Annotated in this window: 14 protein-coding genes; 5 read left to right on the top strand and 9 right to left on the bottom strand. The window is 69.9% G+C overall.

Annotated features, from left to right (window positions below):
- Positions 1 to 68: 68 nt before the first annotated feature.
- From EFY87_RS09475 to pcrA, 4 genes are all read right to left on the bottom strand, one after another.
- Positions 69 to 794, bottom strand: a complete 726-nt coding sequence (locus EFY87_RS09475) for an ABC transporter ATP-binding protein (protein ID WP_123271240.1) — start codon at positions 792 to 794, stop codon at positions 69 to 71.
- Positions 791 to 1,387: a PadR family transcriptional regulator gene (locus tag EFY87_RS09480; RefSeq protein ID WP_123271241.1), complete on the bottom strand. Its 597-nt coding sequence runs from the start codon at positions 1,385 to 1,387 to the stop codon at positions 791 to 793. Before EFY87_RS09480 ends, EFY87_RS09475 begins: the two co-directional genes overlap by 4 nt.
- A 167-nt stretch (positions 1,388 to 1,554) precedes the next feature.
- Positions 1,555 to 2,160 (bottom strand): hypothetical protein, encoded by a 606-nt coding sequence (locus tag EFY87_RS09485; protein ID WP_123271242.1) that lies wholly within the window; start codon positions 2,158 to 2,160, stop codon positions 1,555 to 1,557.
- A gap of 9 nt (positions 2,161 to 2,169) precedes the next feature.
- A complete protein-coding gene (gene pcrA / locus EFY87_RS09490) occupies positions 2,170 to 4,575 on the bottom strand; it encodes a DNA helicase PcrA (RefSeq protein ID WP_123271352.1) in 2,406 nt (801 codons plus the stop codon).
- A 162-nt stretch (positions 4,576 to 4,737) separates the two neighbouring features.
- Between pcrA and EFY87_RS09495 the strand changes: the two genes are divergently transcribed.
- Positions 4,738 to 6,333, top strand: coding sequence for an LCP family protein (locus EFY87_RS09495; RefSeq protein WP_220093583.1), 1,596 nt, complete (start codon positions 4,738 to 4,740; stop codon positions 6,331 to 6,333).
- A gap of 35 nt (positions 6,334 to 6,368) precedes the next feature.
- On the top strand, positions 6,369 to 8,396 hold the full coding sequence (locus EFY87_RS09500; protein ID WP_148043296.1) for a hypothetical protein: 2,028 nt from the start codon (positions 6,369 to 6,371) through the stop codon (positions 8,394 to 8,396).
- On the opposite strand, the gene EFY87_RS09505 is transcribed toward EFY87_RS09500, so the two are convergent.
- Positions 8,361 to 9,605, bottom strand: coding sequence for a DUF222 domain-containing protein (locus EFY87_RS09505; protein ID WP_123271244.1), 1,245 nt, complete (start codon positions 9,603 to 9,605; stop codon positions 8,361 to 8,363). The two genes, EFY87_RS09500 and EFY87_RS09505, sit on opposite strands and share 36 nt — an antisense overlap.
- 167 nt (positions 9,606 to 9,772) lie before the next feature.
- Between EFY87_RS09505 and EFY87_RS09510 the strand changes: the two genes are divergently transcribed.
- Positions 9,773 to 10,381 carry a GNAT family N-acetyltransferase gene (locus tag EFY87_RS09510; protein ID WP_245988566.1) on the top strand — a complete coding sequence of 203 codons (609 nt, stop codon included), beginning with the start codon at positions 9,773 to 9,775 and terminating at the stop codon, positions 10,379 to 10,381.
- On the opposite strand, the gene EFY87_RS09515 is transcribed toward EFY87_RS09510, so the two are convergent.
- Both EFY87_RS09515 and EFY87_RS09520 read right to left on the bottom strand, forming a co-directional pair.
- Entirely contained in the window at positions 10,354 to 10,947 is a 594-nt protein-coding gene (locus EFY87_RS09515; RefSeq protein ID WP_123271246.1) for a dihydrofolate reductase family protein, read from the bottom strand. The genes EFY87_RS09510 and EFY87_RS09515 overlap by 28 nt on opposite strands.
- A 28-nt stretch (positions 10,948 to 10,975) precedes the next feature.
- A complete protein-coding gene (locus EFY87_RS09520) occupies positions 10,976 to 11,758 on the bottom strand; it encodes an exodeoxyribonuclease III (protein ID WP_123271247.1) in 783 nt (260 codons plus the stop codon).
- A gap of 38 nt (positions 11,759 to 11,796) precedes the next feature.
- On the opposite strand from EFY87_RS09520, the gene EFY87_RS09525 reads away from it, so the two are divergent.
- Together EFY87_RS09525 and EFY87_RS09530 are read left to right on the top strand one after the other, a co-directional pair.
- Positions 11,797 to 13,146, top strand: a complete 1,350-nt coding sequence (locus EFY87_RS09525) for a serine hydrolase domain-containing protein (protein WP_123271248.1) — start codon at positions 11,797 to 11,799, stop codon at positions 13,144 to 13,146.
- A gap of 19 nt (positions 13,147 to 13,165) precedes the next feature.
- Positions 13,166 to 13,822 (top strand): DedA family protein, encoded by a 657-nt coding sequence (locus tag EFY87_RS09530; protein WP_123271249.1) that lies wholly within the window; start codon positions 13,166 to 13,168, stop codon positions 13,820 to 13,822.
- On the opposite strand, the gene EFY87_RS09535 is transcribed toward EFY87_RS09530, so the two are convergent.
- Positions 13,819 to 14,481 (bottom strand): LuxR C-terminal-related transcriptional regulator, encoded by a 663-nt coding sequence (locus EFY87_RS09535; RefSeq protein ID WP_123271250.1) that lies wholly within the window; start codon positions 14,479 to 14,481, stop codon positions 13,819 to 13,821. The genes EFY87_RS09530 and EFY87_RS09535 overlap by 4 nt on opposite strands.
- Entirely contained in the window at positions 14,478 to 15,716 is a 1,239-nt protein-coding gene (locus EFY87_RS09540; RefSeq protein ID WP_245988567.1) for an ATP-binding protein, read from the bottom strand. The genes EFY87_RS09535 and EFY87_RS09540 overlap by 4 nt, the downstream gene beginning before the upstream one ends.
- Positions 15,717 to 15,818: the final 102 nt, after the last annotated feature.

Raw genomic sequence — 15,818 nt, forward strand, 5'->3', positions numbered from 1 at the left:
AGCGCCGGAGAGCCGGAGCTGAACTCCGGAGCGCCGGAGCTGACGTGGACTCCCCCGAGGTGCCCATGTCAGACCCCCGTTTCGAGCAGCGACTCGGGAGTCTCCGCGTCACCTGTCGCGTCGACGACCACGCCGTCGCGCAGGAAGATCACCCGGTCGGCCCACGCCGCGTGCCGCGACTCATGCGTCACCAGGAGCCCGCCCGCGCCGTCGTCGCACTGGTCACGCAGCGTGCGCAACACCGCTTCGCCGGTGGTCGAGTCGAGCGCACCGGTCGGCTCGTCGGCGAGAACCAGGCGCCGGTCACCGACCAGCGCGCGGGCGATCGCGGCCCGCTGCTGCTGACCGCCGGACAGCTGCTCCGGGAAGCGGTCGGCCAGCTCCAGGATGCCGACCTTGCCCAGGGCGTCGCGAGCCGCAGCACGCGCCTTGCGCACACCCACGCCGTCCAATTCCATCGGGAGAGAGACGTTTTCGATCGCGGTCAGCGACGGGATGAGGTTCAGGTCCTGGAAGACGAAACCCATCGTCCGGCGGCGCAGCCGGTCCAGTCCAGCACGCGACAGCGACGCGAGCACCTGCCCGTCGATCGACACCGCGCCCTCGGTCGGCGCGTCCAGGCCGCCGGCAAGGTTGAGCAGAGTGGACTTGCCGGAGCCGCTCGGGCCCATCACCGCGACGAGTTCTCCGGCACGCACCGTCAGCGACACACCGCGCAGCGCGTGCACCGCGGTGTTGCCGGTGCCGTGGGTCCGGACGACGTCGTCCAGCCGGAGGATCGGTTGCTGCGTCATCCGTTCGTCGCCCCCTCACGCACTCCAGCGTTCCCCGCGGTGGCGCCGGGCGCCGTCCGCGAGGCTTTCGCCTCCGGAGGGCCCAGGCGGCTGATCCTCGCCTCCACGTGATCCAGCCAGCGCACCTCGGCCTCGTCGGCGAAGACGAGCGACTCCAGCACCAGCTCCCACGCCAGGTCCTCGCCGTCGGCGCGGCGCTTGAGGCGGGTCAGGTCGCGCAGGTGGGTCATCGTGGCGGTGCGCTGAGTCTGCACAATGCGCTGCACGTCGACCCCCGGCAGCGTCACCGCGAGCGCGAGTTTGATGGCGAGCTCGTTGCGGGGCGTCTGCTCCCGCGCGACCGGCACGGCCCACCACTGCTCGACCTCGGTGCGTCCGGCGTCGGTGAGCTGGTAGGCGATCCGGCCCTCCTCGTCGGCGGCTCCGGCGCTCTCCACCAGCCCGTCACGCTCCAGCCGGCCGAGTGTCGTGTAGACCTGCCCGACATTGAGCGGCCAGGTGCCTCCGGTGCGCTGCTCGAACTCCTGACGCAGCTGGGCGCCATACCCTGGCCCGTCCTGCAGGAGTGCCAGCAGGCTGTGCTTGATCGACATTGGGTTCCTCCCCCGATGGGATATACCCGGTATCTACCCTGGTGAGTGCATGTATACCCGGTATGCCGGGACGGGTGCAACCCCAGCAGAGTCCGTGGACCTGCGCAGCGGCCGACTGCGTCGGGGCAACGGACTCTGGCTGCGGGCGCGCGGCGTCTTCTGAGCGGTTACTCACCGGCCGGGCGCAGCGCGGTCAACGCGTCGGCGCCGCGCCAGAACGGCCCCACCGAGTCACGCCCAGGTGCGCCCGCGCTCAGACACCCGGAAAGCGCCGCGTCGACGACCTCGACGCGCGGGCGGTCGGCATACCGGAAGAAGATCCAGGCGGCTGACCCGTCATCCGCCGGGCAGCTCCACCTGCCGCCGTGTGAGGTCGACTTGCGCACGTCCGTCGCCAGCGAATCGGCTTGTGCCTCGGTCAGTTTCGTGACTCGGACCCGGCAACTCGTGGACTGGCTGCCCGGCAGCCAGTAGACGACCGCGCCGCTCGGGCCGGGATCGACCGTCACGGTGCCGCCCTTGCCACCCGTCACGGCTGGCTCCCACGTCAGCACGTCACATCCCTCAGCGTCCCGATGCGCGGCCGGGGGCGGCGGGAGGCCATCGACGAACTGCGCGGACCGCTCGGCGGACTCCGCGGACGATTTCACGAATTGCGGTACGCGACGGGTGTCCTGCCGATGCACCAGCCACCAGGCGCCGACGAGGATCAGCACGAGCACGACGAACACCGCAGCACTGATCAGTGCCGTCCGGTTCCGTGCCGTGCGCACCGGGCTGCCTTACAGCTTCTCGACGGGGGCGTAGCGCAGCAGCAACCGCTTGACACCGGTGTCACCGCCGAAGTCGATGTGCGCCATGGCTCGCTCCCCCTGCCCTTCGACGCGTATGACGGACCCCAGCCCGAACGTGTCATGCGTGACCCGGTCACCGGAGTTCAGCGAGATGATCGCACGGTTTCCCGGGCTGCGCACCCCTGGTTTGGCCGCGAGGCGCGCCACGGCAGGGGTCGAGGACGGCCTGGTCGAGGTCGTGGTAACGCGCTGCCAGTCGATCAGCCCGTCGGGGATCTCGCTGAGGAAGCGGGACGGCGGGTTGTACTGCGGCGCGCCCCACGCCGAGCGCACCTCGGCCCGCGAGATGTGCAGCCGCTCGCGAGCGCGGGTGATGCCGACATACGCCAGCCGGCGCTCCTCCTCGAGCTCCTTCGGATCGCCGAGCGAGCGCAGGTGCGGGAAGGTGCCGTCCTCCATGCCGGTGAGGAAGACCACCGGGAACTCCAGGCCCTTGGCGGTGTGCAGCGTCATCAGGGTGACGACGCCGAGGTCTTCGCCCTCCTCGTCGGGGATCTCGTCGGTGTCGGCGACGAGCGAGACCTGCTCGAGGAAGTCTTCCAGCGAACCGCCTGGGTAGTTCTCATCGAATTCCCTTGCCACCGCGACGAGTTCGGCAAGGTTCTCGACCCGGGTCTCGTCCTGGGGGTCGGCGCTGCGCCGCAGCTCGGCGAGGTAGCCCGACTGGTCGAGGATGGCCTCCAGCAGGTCGCCGACCCCGGTGTCGTCGGCCTCGTGCACGATGCGCAGCGCCTCCAGCAACGCGGTGAAGCCGTTGATGCAGGTCACCGAACGCGTCGCGATGCCGGGCGCGTCGGCTGCGCGGCCGAGCGCCGCGATGAACGGGATCCGCTCCCGGTCGGCGAGCGCGGCGACGCACGCCTCCGCCCGGTCGCCGATGCCGCGCTTGGGCACGTTGAGGATGCGGCGCAGGTTGACCGTGTCGGCCGGGTTGGACACGACGCGCAGATAGGCGAGGGCGTCCTTCACCTCCCGCCGCTCGTAGAAACGGGTGCCGCCGACGACCTTGTAGGGCAGGCCGACGCGGACGAAAACCTCTTCCAGCGCACGGGATTGGGCGTTGGTGCGATAGAAGACGGCGACATCCTTCGGCGTGACGCCGTGCTCGTCGCCGAGCAGGTCGATGGTGCGCGCGACGAACGCGGCCTCGTCGTGCTCGGAGTCCCCGACATACCCGACGATCGGCGCCCCGGCGCCGGCATCCGACCAGAGGTTCTTGGGGCGGCGGCCCTCGTTCCTGGCGATGACCGCGTTGGCGGCCTGCAGGATGTTCTGGGTGGAGCGGTAGTTCTGTTCCAGCAGGATCGTGTCGGCGTCGGGGTAGTCCTGCTCGAACTCCTCGATGTTGCGGATCGTCGCGCCGCGGAAGGCGTAGATCGACTGGTCGGCATCACCGACGACACAGAGTTCGGCCGGCGGCACCTCGCCGAGCGCAGCGTCCGAAACCGTATGCCCCACAAGCTCTTTGATCAGCATGTATTGCGCGTGATTCGTGTCCTGGTATTCGTCGACGAGCACGTGCCGGAACCGCCGGCGGTAGTGCTCGGCGACGTCCGGAAAGACCTGCAGGATGCTGACGGTGGTCATGATCAGGTCGTCGAAGTCGAGCGCGTTGGCCTGCCGCAGCCTGCGCTGGTATGCCGCATAGGCCTCCGCCAGCATGCGTTCCTGGGGGGTGCCGTCCACCACTCGCGAGGCGTAGGTCTCCTCGTCGACCAGCTCGTTCTTCAGGTTGCTGACCTGATGACTGAAGGAGCGCGGCGGGAAGCGCTTCGGGTCGAGGTCGAGGTCTCGAATGACCAGCGCCATCATCCGCTGGCTGTCCGCCGCGTCATAGATCGAGAAGGTCGATTTCATGCCGATCTTGGCTGCCTCCCGGCGCAGGATCCGGACGCATGCGGAGTGGAAGGTCGACACCCACATGGAGCGGGCGACCGGGCCGACAAGTGCTTCGACGCGTTCACGCATCTCGGCGGCGGCCTTGTTGGTGAAGGTGATCGCCAGGATCTGGCCGGGCTGCACGTGGCGGGCGGCCATCAGGTAGGCGATGCGATGCGTCAGCACGCGGGTCTTGCCGGAGCCGGCACCGGCGACGATCAGCAGCGGCGGCCCCTGATGCAGCACCGCCTCCCGCTGCTGCGGATTGAGTCCGGCGACCAGGCTCTCCGGGTCGGCCATCGACGGTGTGGCCGGTGCACGCTCGGCCGCCGGCGCCGGGGTGCCCAGGCTCGCCCACCTCGGCACGCCGCGCTCGTCGACGCCGGTCGGAACGGTCGCCGAAGCAGCATCGGGCGGGAATCCGGGCAGGGGTAGATCGTCGAAAAGGCTGCTCATCTCGGTGGCAAGACTACGCGGCCCCTCGGACACCGCCATGCGGCCGCGGTCCAGCGGTCGTCCAGCCTTCGTGGAGCTTGCCTTGCTAGAAAAGCAGGTCGCACGAGGGGGCCGGCTCCGCCGGCACGACACAGTCGTCGATCGATGGAGGCCGGAGGGCCGATGACAGACCGCTATCCGTTGCCCGGTCCGGTGTCCAAGGATCCGGGTGAAGGCCCGGGCAACGGTCGCAGCGCCGCGCCGTCGCCCAGCCGCACACGGATGCGGAGCCGACGACGTCGGCGAGTGATCATCCGCCGGCTGATCATCGGAACAGCCGCCATCATGGTGCTCGTGGTCGGTGGCGTAGCCGCGTATGGCGCCTACCTCTACCACGACATCAACCAGGTGCGGCGGTCGGCGGTGCTGAAGGGGACGCCAGCAAAGACCAAGGCCGGCACTAACCTGCTGGTCATGGGCCTGGACAGCCGGGTGGACGAGAACGGCAACCCGCTGCCGAAGAAGATCTACGAAGCGTTGCACACCGGGGACCAGAGCGTCGGCGGCCTCAACTCCAACGTGTTGATGCTCATCCACATCTCGGGTGACGGCAAGCACGCGGTCGGTATCTCCATCCCCCGCGACGATTACGTCGCCTTCCCCGGCTGCCCGGACGGCGAGTGCCACGGCAAGATCAAGGAGGCCTACGGGCTGGCGGCCGATCAGAAGCAGCGTGAGCTGAGCGCGAAGGGGGTGACCGGCCAGGCGGCATACCAGCAAAGCCGCGACGCCGGCCGGGCGGCCGAGATCAAGACAGTCGACCAATTCCTCGGCGTGCACATCAGCAGCTTCATCGAGGTCACCATGGTCGCGTTCTACCAGTTCGCGCAGGTGGTGCAGCCGATCAAGGTTTGCGTCAAGGAGAACACGGTGGACACGTTCTCCGGCGCCGACTTCCACAAGGGAGTGCAGGAGATCTCCGCGTCCCAGGCGCTCGCTTTCGTCCGGCAGCGGCGCGACACGCACAACCCGAGCCTCAACTTCACCGATCTGGACCGGGAACGCCGCCAGCAGGCGTTCATCATCAGCCTGCTCACCCAGCTGAAGTCGGCGGACACGCTGCTGGATCCAACCAAGACGCTCGGCCTGATGGACGTCGCCAAGAAGAACATCGTGCTGTCGCAGAACCTCAACACGCTCGCCCTGGTCGGCATCGCCGAGCACCTGGCGGGTGGCGGCCTGCACTTCTACACCATGCCGATCCAGAGCTTCGGTGTCGTCGACGGGCAGGACGTGAACCTGGTCGACGCGGCGCGCGTCCGGGCGACGGCCGCACAACTGCTCTCCGGCAAACCGGCGCCCAAGCACCACGCCGCACCGGCGGACCCGCCGCCGCCGGTGGCTGATTACACCGTGTCCGTCACCAATGCGTCCGGGATCGCCGGCGCGGCGGCGGCGCAGGAGTCGAGTCTCACCGGCAAGGGCTACCGGGCCGGCACCATCGGCAACGGGCCGACCCAGTCGGCAACCGTGGTGAAGTACAACCCGGCCGACAAGGCCGCGGCGCACGCGCTCGCGCGCACCGTCGGTGCGGGTACGACGATCGCCGCCGACCCGAGCCTGGCCGCCGGGCAGCTCGTCGTGGTGCTCGGCACCGCTCCGCTGGGCGGTCCGACCAGTGTCCCGACCGCCGTCTCGGGCACCGGCGGCGGGCGCTCGGGGCCGCCGGTGACGGCGCTGACGGACATCAACAGCGGCGGGGTGCCTTGCGTGAAATAGGTGTCCGGGCGTCACACCTCCTCATCGTGTTCCTGGTGATCACCTGCGCGCTGACGGCTGGCGCTGCTGCGCTGCGGGTCGCGCGGGCGGGAACGCGGATGTCATACGTGGGCGCGGGAGCGCCGGTCGTCGTGATCAACGTGCCTGGCCTGTCGTGGTCGGGGCGTGGGCTGTCGGCATACCCCGTACTGCGGGACCACCTGCCGAAGGCAGCGGTCGGCACGCTCTTCCGCTTCGCCAGCAGCACGGAGTTCTGTGCGGCTTCCGCGTGGAGCACCATCTCGGCGGGCTCGGTGCACGGTCCGACATCGGGCACGACGACCGGCCCGCGCAATTGCGCGACCGGGGTGCGGCGTGATGCGACCGGGCTGCCCGAGAGCCTCGCGCGGACCGAGGGGTATCCGGGGGCGCTCGCCCACGCGGCCGAGCAGCACGGGCAGTGCGTCTCCGCCGCCGGCGAGTATGCCGCCCTCGGTGCCGCCGATTCGTCCGGTCGCGTCGACGACTTCCGCGCCGACCCGGCTGACTTCGCCACGACCTGTCACCTCACGCTGATCGACCTGCCTCCCGGGTCCGCGCGCCGACTGCTGCCGATGGTGCTCCGGCGGGTGCCGGCCGGCCCCGACGTGATCGTCGCGGGGCTGAGCACTGTGCCGGGCCGGCCGGCGAACGGCCTCGGGGCGATTGTGTGCTGGGGGCCGGGGGTTCGTCCGGGCGAGCTGACCAGTCACCAGACGAGGCATCCTGGGCTGGTCGCGGTCGACGACATTGCCGCCACCCTCTACCGATCGGTGGGCCAGACACAGCTGGCCGGTTACGCCCGGCCACTGCTCAGTGCCACAGCCACGCCCCCCTTCTCGGCGGCCCGCGCGGCGCGGCGCAGGACCGCGGCTCTCGCCGTCAGTTCGTCACTGGCCGCGCCATACCTGACGTGCGCGTTCGCCGGCCTCGCCGTGCTGCTGATCGTGCTGGTCGTGCTGCTGCGCACGGCGCGGCGGGTGCGGCGCCGGCGGATCTGGGCCCTCGTCGTCGCGGTGTCGTCGACCCTGGCGGCGCTGCCGGCGGCATGTTTGCTGGTGAACACGGTCGGCTGGGAGTCGGCCGGGCGGCCCCGGCTGGCCCTCGCGGTGGGAGTGTCGCTGATCGCCTGTCTGATCGGCGCGGCGGCAACGGCGACGAGGTCCTACCGGCTCGGTCCGCTCTTCACGGTCTGTGTGCTGACGTGGTGGGCGATGATCGTCGACACGATCCTCGGCACTCCGTGGCAGCTGCTCTCGATGATGGGTCTGCTGCCAGAGTTCGCCTCGCGCTATTTCGGCATGGGCAACCTCGGCTACGGCACCTTCGTGACCGTGACTTTGCTGACCCTGAGTGTCGTCGGTTCGGCCGCACGGCAGGTCTGGTCGTCGCGTGCGACCATGACCGTCGTCGTGCTGCTGGGGCTGCTCAGCGCGGCGGTCGACAACGGCCCTGGCCTGGGCAACGACGGCGGTGGCGGTCTCGCCCTAGTGCCGGCGGTCGCCCTCGTGCTGTGGAACATGTCGGCGAAGTGTCACCGGGGGCGCTGGATCGCCGGGACGGTCGTGATCACCTGCCTTTGGAGTCTCGCGTGCGCCGGCCTGGACTCCCTCTACCCCCCTGAATATCGGACGCACCTCGGCTTCTACTTCGACCGGCTGGTCCATCACGACGACATCTCCGAGTTCACGCACGCGATCAGCATCAACACGACGTTCGTGCAGTCGCGTTGGTGGATCAGTCTGATCCCCGCTCTCCTACTGCTGTCCATCGCCCTCGCCCTGGTGCCGAAATCGGCGCTGCCGGCGTGGACCTTCACCGCGTGGCGCTTCGACCCCATCGTGTCGGCTGCGCTGACCACGGTGTTGTTCGCGTGGACGTTGGGTTTCCTGGTCAACGACTCCGGCGTGTCGATCCCGGCCGCCGGGATGCTGACCGCCTTTCCGCTGCTGCTGGCGTTCGGCGCGTGGGAGCGGCCCGCGGGCGACATCCCGCCGGGGAGCGTCGACTCAACCGGTGTCGTCGGCGTCGTCGGCGGGGCGTAGGCCCGCGCGGCGGCGGTCGGTCTGGTGGACGTTGTGGTCCCAGACCACCGCCATCAGCGTGTGTTCGGTGTATGACGGGTCGGTGGCGGCATGCCGGGCGGCGCTGGTGGCGCCGCCCTTCGCGTGCGGCTCGATGTGGTCGGTGTGCCGGACGGGCGACGAGCACCACGGGGTGCGGCAGGTCTGGTCGCGGAACAGGATCAGCCGGGCGAGCAGTCCCGGGTAGCGGCGGGACCGGGAGTCCATGCCGATGATGTCGCCCATGCCCGGGTGGGTGAACAGGCGCCGCAACTGGGGTCCGGTCGGGTCGCCGCTGCCGATCCATTCGCGGACCAGGTCGGCCGGCACCGGCCCGTAGCCCGCCACGTGCGCAGGAGTGTTGCCCAGCAACGTGTCCGCGGGGAGCGGGAGGTTGACGCACACGTTGTTGTTGGCGAATCCGCGCGAGCGGCCGGTGACGCGCTCGACGAGGGCGTCGGCCTTCACCTGCGCGCGGGTTGCCCTGCTTCTGGTGCCCGCACTGGTCTGGTTGTCGGCGGCCTGGTCCGCGGCCGCCTCCAGCGCAGGCTGGCAGGCCAAGGCATCTTGGATCGGCAGCAATGCACTCAGCCAGGCCATCTGGTCGGGCGCGGGTCGCACCGTGACGTCCCTGTCGGCTTCCGCCTTCAGCCGGCGCGCCCGGAGCGCTTCGGCGTCGAGGGCGTATGCCTGCTCCTTCGCGGCATTGACCAGCCGCCCCACCGACACCTGACCCAGCATCGGCGCGATCGCTTCGTCCACGGTCGCCCGGTCGGCGGCGGACAGGCCCAGCGTCTCGCGGGCGATGCGGGAAGCAGCAGTCTCGTCGATCAGTCCCGCAGCCAGGGCTTTGAGCAGCTGAGGCATGTCCTGGGTCAGCACGTGCGCGAGCCGGACGAACGCAGCACCGTCGCGCCCCGAGCGGCGGCGAGCGAACCCGACCTGCGAGCCCACCAGCCGAGCGGTGTCTGCTACCGGGATCCGCCGCACAATGTCGCGCTCCCGCTGCAGCTCGTCAGCGACCACCGCCAGCCGGGCCATCCGTGCCGACAACGCGTTGCGCAGTTCGTCGCATGCCCGCAGCTCATCGAGCACCCGCTCCTGCCTGCTCACCAGGGCGTCCGCGGCACTGGACGAGGGGTCGAGCACGGCGACCGGCGCATCCAGCCGGTCGTGAAACGCGCGCACCATGGAAGCGTCGACCAGGTCGGTCGAGCCCTCATTTCGCGTGCTATTTCATCGTCCATGTGTTCGACTATGTCATGAACACCGTTGTCATGCAAGCCTTTTCGCCGCCAATTGTTGTCCACATCCCCCTCCCTACCCGCCGATTTCCGGCCAGGCTGTGGATAAGTGTGGTGACAGCATCCAGGCTCGCCTGGGAGGATCTGCCGATGGCGCCTGATACGTCTCCTGCCCGGATCCGCCTGATTCAGCCCACGGCCGAACTCCACGCTGCTTTCCTGGACAGCGCCTTCGAGTTCGGGACCGGCCACCGCGACGGTTATGCGACCGACTCGATCACCGACGACGAACTCAGGGACCCGGAGCGCTTCGCGGCCTGGGTCGCCCAGCGCGTCGCGTATGCCGACGAGACGACTGTGCTGCCGCCCGACCGCGTCCACGACACGCTCTCCTGGATCGTCGACGACCGCGACCCCACGCGCATCCTCGGCTCGATCTCCCTGCGGCACCGCCTCAACGACTTCCTGCTCGCCGTCGGCGGCCACATCGGGTATGGCGTGCGCCCCTCCGCGAGGCGCCAGGGCGTCGCCACCGCCGCACTCGGCCTTGCTCTCGATCAGGCGAAAGGGCTTGGCTTGCAACGGGTTCTGATCACCTGCAACACAGAGAACGTCCCGTCATACCGCACGATCGAGCGGCACGGCGGCGTCCTGGAGGACGTCCGCGAGACCCCTGACCACGGCGTCATCCGCCGCTACTGGATCGACCTCGCCGCGGACTGATCGACCTCTCGCCGGCGCACGGCGTAGCGCAGGTCCACGCGTTGCCCGACCTGGTGCGCCTGCACCAGCGACAGTCGCTCGGAGGTGATGCGGCGCGGCAGCACTGGGGCACCCGCGCCGAGCGTGACCGGCACCATCCCCAGCCGGAGTTCGTCCAGCGCACCGGCGTCGTCGAACGCGCCGACAAGCTCACCGCCGCCGACGAGCCACACCATGCGATCTCCCGCCGCTTGCCGCAGGACGCCCAACTGGTCGCGCACGTCGCCGGCGACGAACCTCACCTCCGCGCCCGGGATCGATGGCAGGTCGCGATGAGTAAAGACCCAGGTCGGGCGGTCGCCATACCACTCGCGCCACTTCTCCGGTCGATCCAGCACGTCCTCGTGCCCAAGCATCCACGAGTAGGTCGTCGCACCCATCACGAGCACCCCGACCTCGTCGATGAAATCCCCGACAGCAGTGTCGTTTTCGCCGACCGGGACGTCGAACAACCACTGCAACGAATTGTCGGCGTCAGCGATGTAGCCATCGAGCGTGCACGCCGTGAAATAGGTGAACTTGGTCATCCAATGACAGTAGGCGCCGGCACTGACATCAGCGGTGGTCCACGACGACGGCCGCGTGATCGCTCCACCGCTCGCTGTATGCCGCCGCCCGGCCGATCAGGTGCCGCTCGACCCGACCGGCCAGCGATGGCGAATCCAGGACGTAGTCGATCCGCCAGCCGGCGTCGTTGTCGAACGCCTTCCCCCGCCACGACCACCACGTGTAGGGACCGTCGACGTCACCGGCCTGTTCCCGCACCACGTCGACCCAGCCCGACTCGAACCACTGCGAGAGGTGCTTCTGCTCCTCCGGGAGGAACCCGGCCTTGCCGCGATTTCCCTTCCAGTTCTTCAGGTCTCGCGCGGTGTGGCAGATGTTGAAGTCGCCGGTGACAACCGCGTCGCGGGCGATCAGGCTCGCCATACGTTCGCCCATCGCCTCCAGGAAGGCGAACTTCTCGTCCTGCTTCGGCGTCCCCGCCTCGCCGGTGTGCACGTATGCCGACACCACCGTCACCGGCGAGCCGGCGACCTGAACCGTCGCCTCGACCCACCGGCCTGTCTCCTCAAAGCCGGGCAACCCGACGAGGCTGTCCAGCACCGGATGCGGGCTCAGCACCGCGACACCAGCACGCCCCGCATCCCCGGACGGCGCATGGATGACGTGCCAGGACTCGAAATCCGTGCCCGTCAACGCGGCGCGCAGCTGTTCGCTGGACGCTCGGACCTCCTGCAACGCCAGCGCATCCGCATCCTGGCCCGCCAGCCAGGCAAGACCACCCCGGCGCACCGCGGCCCGGATCCCGTTGACGTTCGCTGTGACAACTCGCACGGGCAGAACTCTCCCAGACCGTGGTTGGATCGGATGCCATGACCCTCGACGATCACACCGCACAACTCCTCGACGCCCGCTTGGCAGCGGCCCAGCGCGCCAGTCGCGCACCGTCGGCGACGACTGCGGTGATTGCCGACGGCGAGGTCGTCTGGGCAGGCGCGGTGGGACATGTGACCGGCCGACCTGATGGCGGAAAGGCCACGCCCACAACGCAATACCGCATCGGTTCGATCACCAAGACCTTCACCTCCGTGCTCACCCTGCGCCTGGTCGACGACGGTCGCGTCGCCCTGACCGACCCGGTCGCCGAGCACTTGCCCGAACTGGCCGACCGGCTCCCCGGCGTCCGCGTCAGCGAACTGCTGACCCACGGCGCCGGCCTGCCCTCGGAAACCGAGGGCGCCTGGTGGGAACGCAGCAGCGGTCGCAACTGGCCGGAGTTGCAGCCCAGCATCCGCGCGCTGCACCGGCCGGGACGCCGATTCCATTACAGCAACGTAGGTTTCGCGGTCGCCGGCGAACTCGTCGCCCGCCTCCGCAACAGCACCTGGTGGGACGCCTTGCACGCCGAAGTGCTCACCCCGCTCGGCCTGCGCGACACCACCTACGCCCCGACTGCCTCCGCCGCGCCCGGCCTGGCCGTCCACCCGTATGCCGATCTGCTGCACGACGAGCCCGCGACCGACACCCTCGCGATGGCACCCGCCGGGCAACTCTGGTCAACCGTGCACGACCTCGCCGCCTTCGCCGCCTTCCTGGTCCGCGGCGACAGCCGAGTCCTGTCCGACGCGCTACGCACCGAGATGCAGGTGCCCGCGCTGGTCGACGACACGCCGGGCGCGCCATACACCCGCGCCTATGGCTTCGGGCTCGACATCGTCAACCTGGGCGGCCGGCGGCTGATCGGGCACGGCGGGTCGATGCCCGGGCACCAGTCGGCGCTGCGCATCGACCCCGAGACCGGCGACGGGGTCGTTCAACTCGTCAACAGCACCGCCGGCCTCGACCTGTCCACCGCCGACCTGCTCGACATCCTGCGCGCGCAGCACCCGCGCGTCAGCCCTGCCTGGGTGGCCGACCCGCACGCCGCCGACGACGAACACCTCGTGGGCACCTGGTTCTGGGGACCCCGCCCGCACCTGCTCACCCGCGACGGCGACCACCTGGTGCTGACCCCGCAGGGCGGCGGGCGCGGCTCCCGCTTCGCACCCACCGGCGACGGCTGGATCGGGCTCGACGAATACTTCGCGAGCGAACGCCTCACCGCGCACGGCGGCACGCCGGGGCGACCGGCATACCTCGACCTGGGCACCTTCCGGTTCACCCGCGCGCCGTACGATCCTGCGGGGGACATCCCCGGAGGCGCCGGAACCGGCTGGCGCTGAGCGTCGCCCAAGGACTGACATGGACCACTGGCTCACCACGATCCCGCCGATCGCGGTCTACCTGCTCGTCGGGCTGGCGGTCGGCATCGAAAGCCTCGGCGTCCCGATCCCCGGCGAAACCATCCTGGTCGCCGCCGCGATCCTCTCCTCCCGGCATGAGGCCGCGATCAGCCCGCACGGCATTGCGATCGCCGGAGTGGCGGGCGCGGTCATCGGCGACACGATCGGCTACACCATCGGCCGACGCTACGGGGAACGGCTCTTCGGCTACCTCGGGCGCCGCTTCCCGCGCCATTTCGGACCCGATCTGGTGGAGTATGCCGAGCACGTCTTCCGGCGGTGGGGCATGCTGGCGGTCTTCGTCGGACGGTTCATCGCGCTGCTGCGCATCTTCGCCGGCCCGCTGTCCGGCTCGCTGAAGATGCACTACCCGCGCTTCCTCACCGCCAACGCCGCCGGCGCCATCTGCTGGGCGGGCGGCACTACTTACCTCGTCTACTACGTCGGCACCGCCGCCGAGTCCTATCTGAAGAACTTCTCGTATGTCGCCCTCGGCATCGCGGTCGTCCTCGGCATCCTCGGCTCCACCATCCTGCGCCGCAAGATGGAGCAGAACGTCGCGAAATTCGCCGCCGAACGCGACGCCCGCCTCGCCGCGCAGGAGCCGACGGACTAAAGCAGCCGGCGCTGCATCGCCCACGAGGTGAGCTCGTGCCGGGAGGACAGCTGCAGTTTGCGCAGCACCGACGACACGTGCGTCTCAACCGTTTTCACCGAGATGAAGAGCTCCTTGGCGACTTCCTTGTATTGGTAGCCGCGCGCGATCAGCCGCATCACCTCGCGCTCGCGCGCCGACAGCCGGTCGAGCTCCTCGTCGACTTCGGCGATCTCACCGGCGGTCGCGCCGAACGCGTCGAGCACGAAGCCGGCCAGCCGCGGGCTGAACACCGCGTCCCCGTCGCGGACCCGGTCGATCGCGGAGATCAGGTCGGCCGGGCTGATCGTCTTGGTGACATACCCACGGGCGCCGGCCCGGATGACCGAGATGACGTCCTCGGCCGCATCGGAGACCGACAGCGCGAGGAACCGGACCGGGTCGCCGGACTCGGTCTGCAGGCCGGCGCACCCGGTGACCACATCCGCGCCGCCGTTGCCGTTGCCGCCTGGCAGGTGCACGTCGAGCAGCACCACATCGGGCCGGGTCTCCCGGATGACCTTGACGGCCGCGTCGACGTCGGGCGCCTCCCCCACGACCGTCACCGAATCGTCCAGCTCGGCCTTGACGCCCGACCGGAACATCCGGTGGTCGTCCACCAACACCACGCGCGCCGTCATACCTTGTCTCCGCCTTCGTCAGCTTGCTCGTTCGGCCCGGCCGCCACCGGCATCCGCAGCCGCACCTCGGTGCCGTCGTCCAGCCGCCGCAACTGTGCCTCGCCACCATGCCGGCGCATCCGGCCGACGATCGACTCCCGCACCCCGAGCCGGTCGGCGGGAACGTCAGCAGGGTCGAAGCCGGGCCCGTGATCGCGCACGAACGCCTCCACCTCCGCCGGCCCCACCTCGAGATAGACCGACACCGGCGGGGCGCCGTGCCGCACCGCGTTGGCCAGTGCCTCGCGCAACGCCCTGACCAGCGCGACCCCGGCCTCGTCCAGCGGCCGGTCACCGGTCACCACCACGTCCACCGGTATGCCGTGGAGCGTCTCGATGTCACTGGCGGCCTCCGTGACAGCAGCCGCGAGCGTGGCGTCGGGAGGCACCTGCTCGGCATACAGCCAGCCGCGCAGTTCCCGCTCCTGTGCCCGCGCCAGCAGCAGCACCGCCTGTGGGTCGTCGGCCCGCCGCTGGATGAGCGCCAGCGTCTGTAGCACCGAATCGTGCAAATGCGCTGCAATGTCTGCCTTTTCGGTTGCCCGGATGCGTTCGGTCTGCGCGGTGCGCAGCGTGTCGAAGAACCGCGCGATGAACGGCGCCCCCAGGATGCCGGCACCGAGCAGCACCACCAGCACGCCGACAGCCACATCCCGCAGCCGGCCGATCCCGCCGCCCTGGGAGAGCAGGAAGATCAGCCCGGCCAGCGCCAGGACGATGCCGACGACGGTGCGGATGCGCGTCTCCCGCCGGTCGCTCGCGCTGATCCACTGCCGCCGCTCCGAGCTGTCCAGCCGGGACCAGACGAGCACCAGACCGACGCCGATCACCAGCAGCGGCAGGGTCAGCGACAGCCGCGCCGCGGAGCGGATCGCGCCCGAGACCGCGAGCCCGCCGAGCACCAGCACCGGTATGCCGAACAGGTAGAGCGGGTGCCGCGGGATCCCGCGGCCCTTGCGCTCGAACGGCTGCACCAGCGCCGGCCCCTCGGACTGCGCCATCGTCAGCCACAGGAAGACGTAGACCGGCACCCCGAAGAGCAGCGCGATCGATATCGCGGTGATCACCCGCAAGCCGGCCAACGGCACGCCGAGGTGCCGGCTGACCCCGGCGCACACGCCGGCGACCACCCGCCCTTCGGTGGGCCGGGCCAGCGGCGGACGCTGCACGTCCTCGACCCGGGCTGTCTGGCTCACAGTGCCAGTCTGGCGCACCCGGAGGCGATTACCGAGCGTCCGAAGCGGTTTTCGGGGGTGGCTCAGGGCATCGTCAGGGACGACCCGCATGGCACCGGGCGT

The organism is Flexivirga caeni, assembly GCF_003724155.1.
In the GTDB taxonomy this organism is placed as follows: domain Bacteria; phylum Actinomycetota; class Actinomycetes; order Actinomycetales; family Dermatophilaceae; genus Flexivirga; species Flexivirga caeni.

Bases quoted from the DNA above. Each gene is read 5' to 3' on its own strand.
- EFY87_RS09475 (WP_123271240.1), bottom strand. From the start codon at position 794: ATGACGCAGCAACCGATCCTCCGGCTGGACGACGTCGTCCGGACCCAC.
- EFY87_RS09480 (WP_123271241.1), bottom strand. From the start codon at position 1,387: ATGTCGATCAAGCACAGCCTGCTGGCACTCCTGCAGGACGGGCCAGGG.
- pcrA (WP_123271352.1), bottom strand. From the start codon at position 4,575: ATGAGCAGCCTTTTCGACGATCTACCCCTGCCCGGATTCCCGCCCGAT.
- EFY87_RS09495 (WP_220093583.1), top strand. From the start codon at position 4,738: ATGACAGACCGCTATCCGTTGCCCGGTCCGGTGTCCAAGGATCCGGGT.
- EFY87_RS09505 (WP_123271244.1), bottom strand. From the start codon at position 9,605: ATGGTGCGCGCGTTTCACGACCGGCTGGATGCGCCGGTCGCCGTGCTC.
- EFY87_RS09515 (WP_123271246.1), bottom strand. From the start codon at position 10,947: ATGACCAAGTTCACCTATTTCACGGCGTGCACGCTCGATGGCTACATC.
- EFY87_RS09525 (WP_123271248.1), top strand. From the start codon at position 11,797: ATGACCCTCGACGATCACACCGCACAACTCCTCGACGCCCGCTTGGCA.
- EFY87_RS09530 (WP_123271249.1), top strand. From the start codon at position 13,166: ATGGACCACTGGCTCACCACGATCCCGCCGATCGCGGTCTACCTGCTC.
- EFY87_RS09535 (WP_123271250.1), bottom strand. From the start codon at position 14,481: ATGACGGCGCGCGTGGTGTTGGTGGACGACCACCGGATGTTCCGGTCG.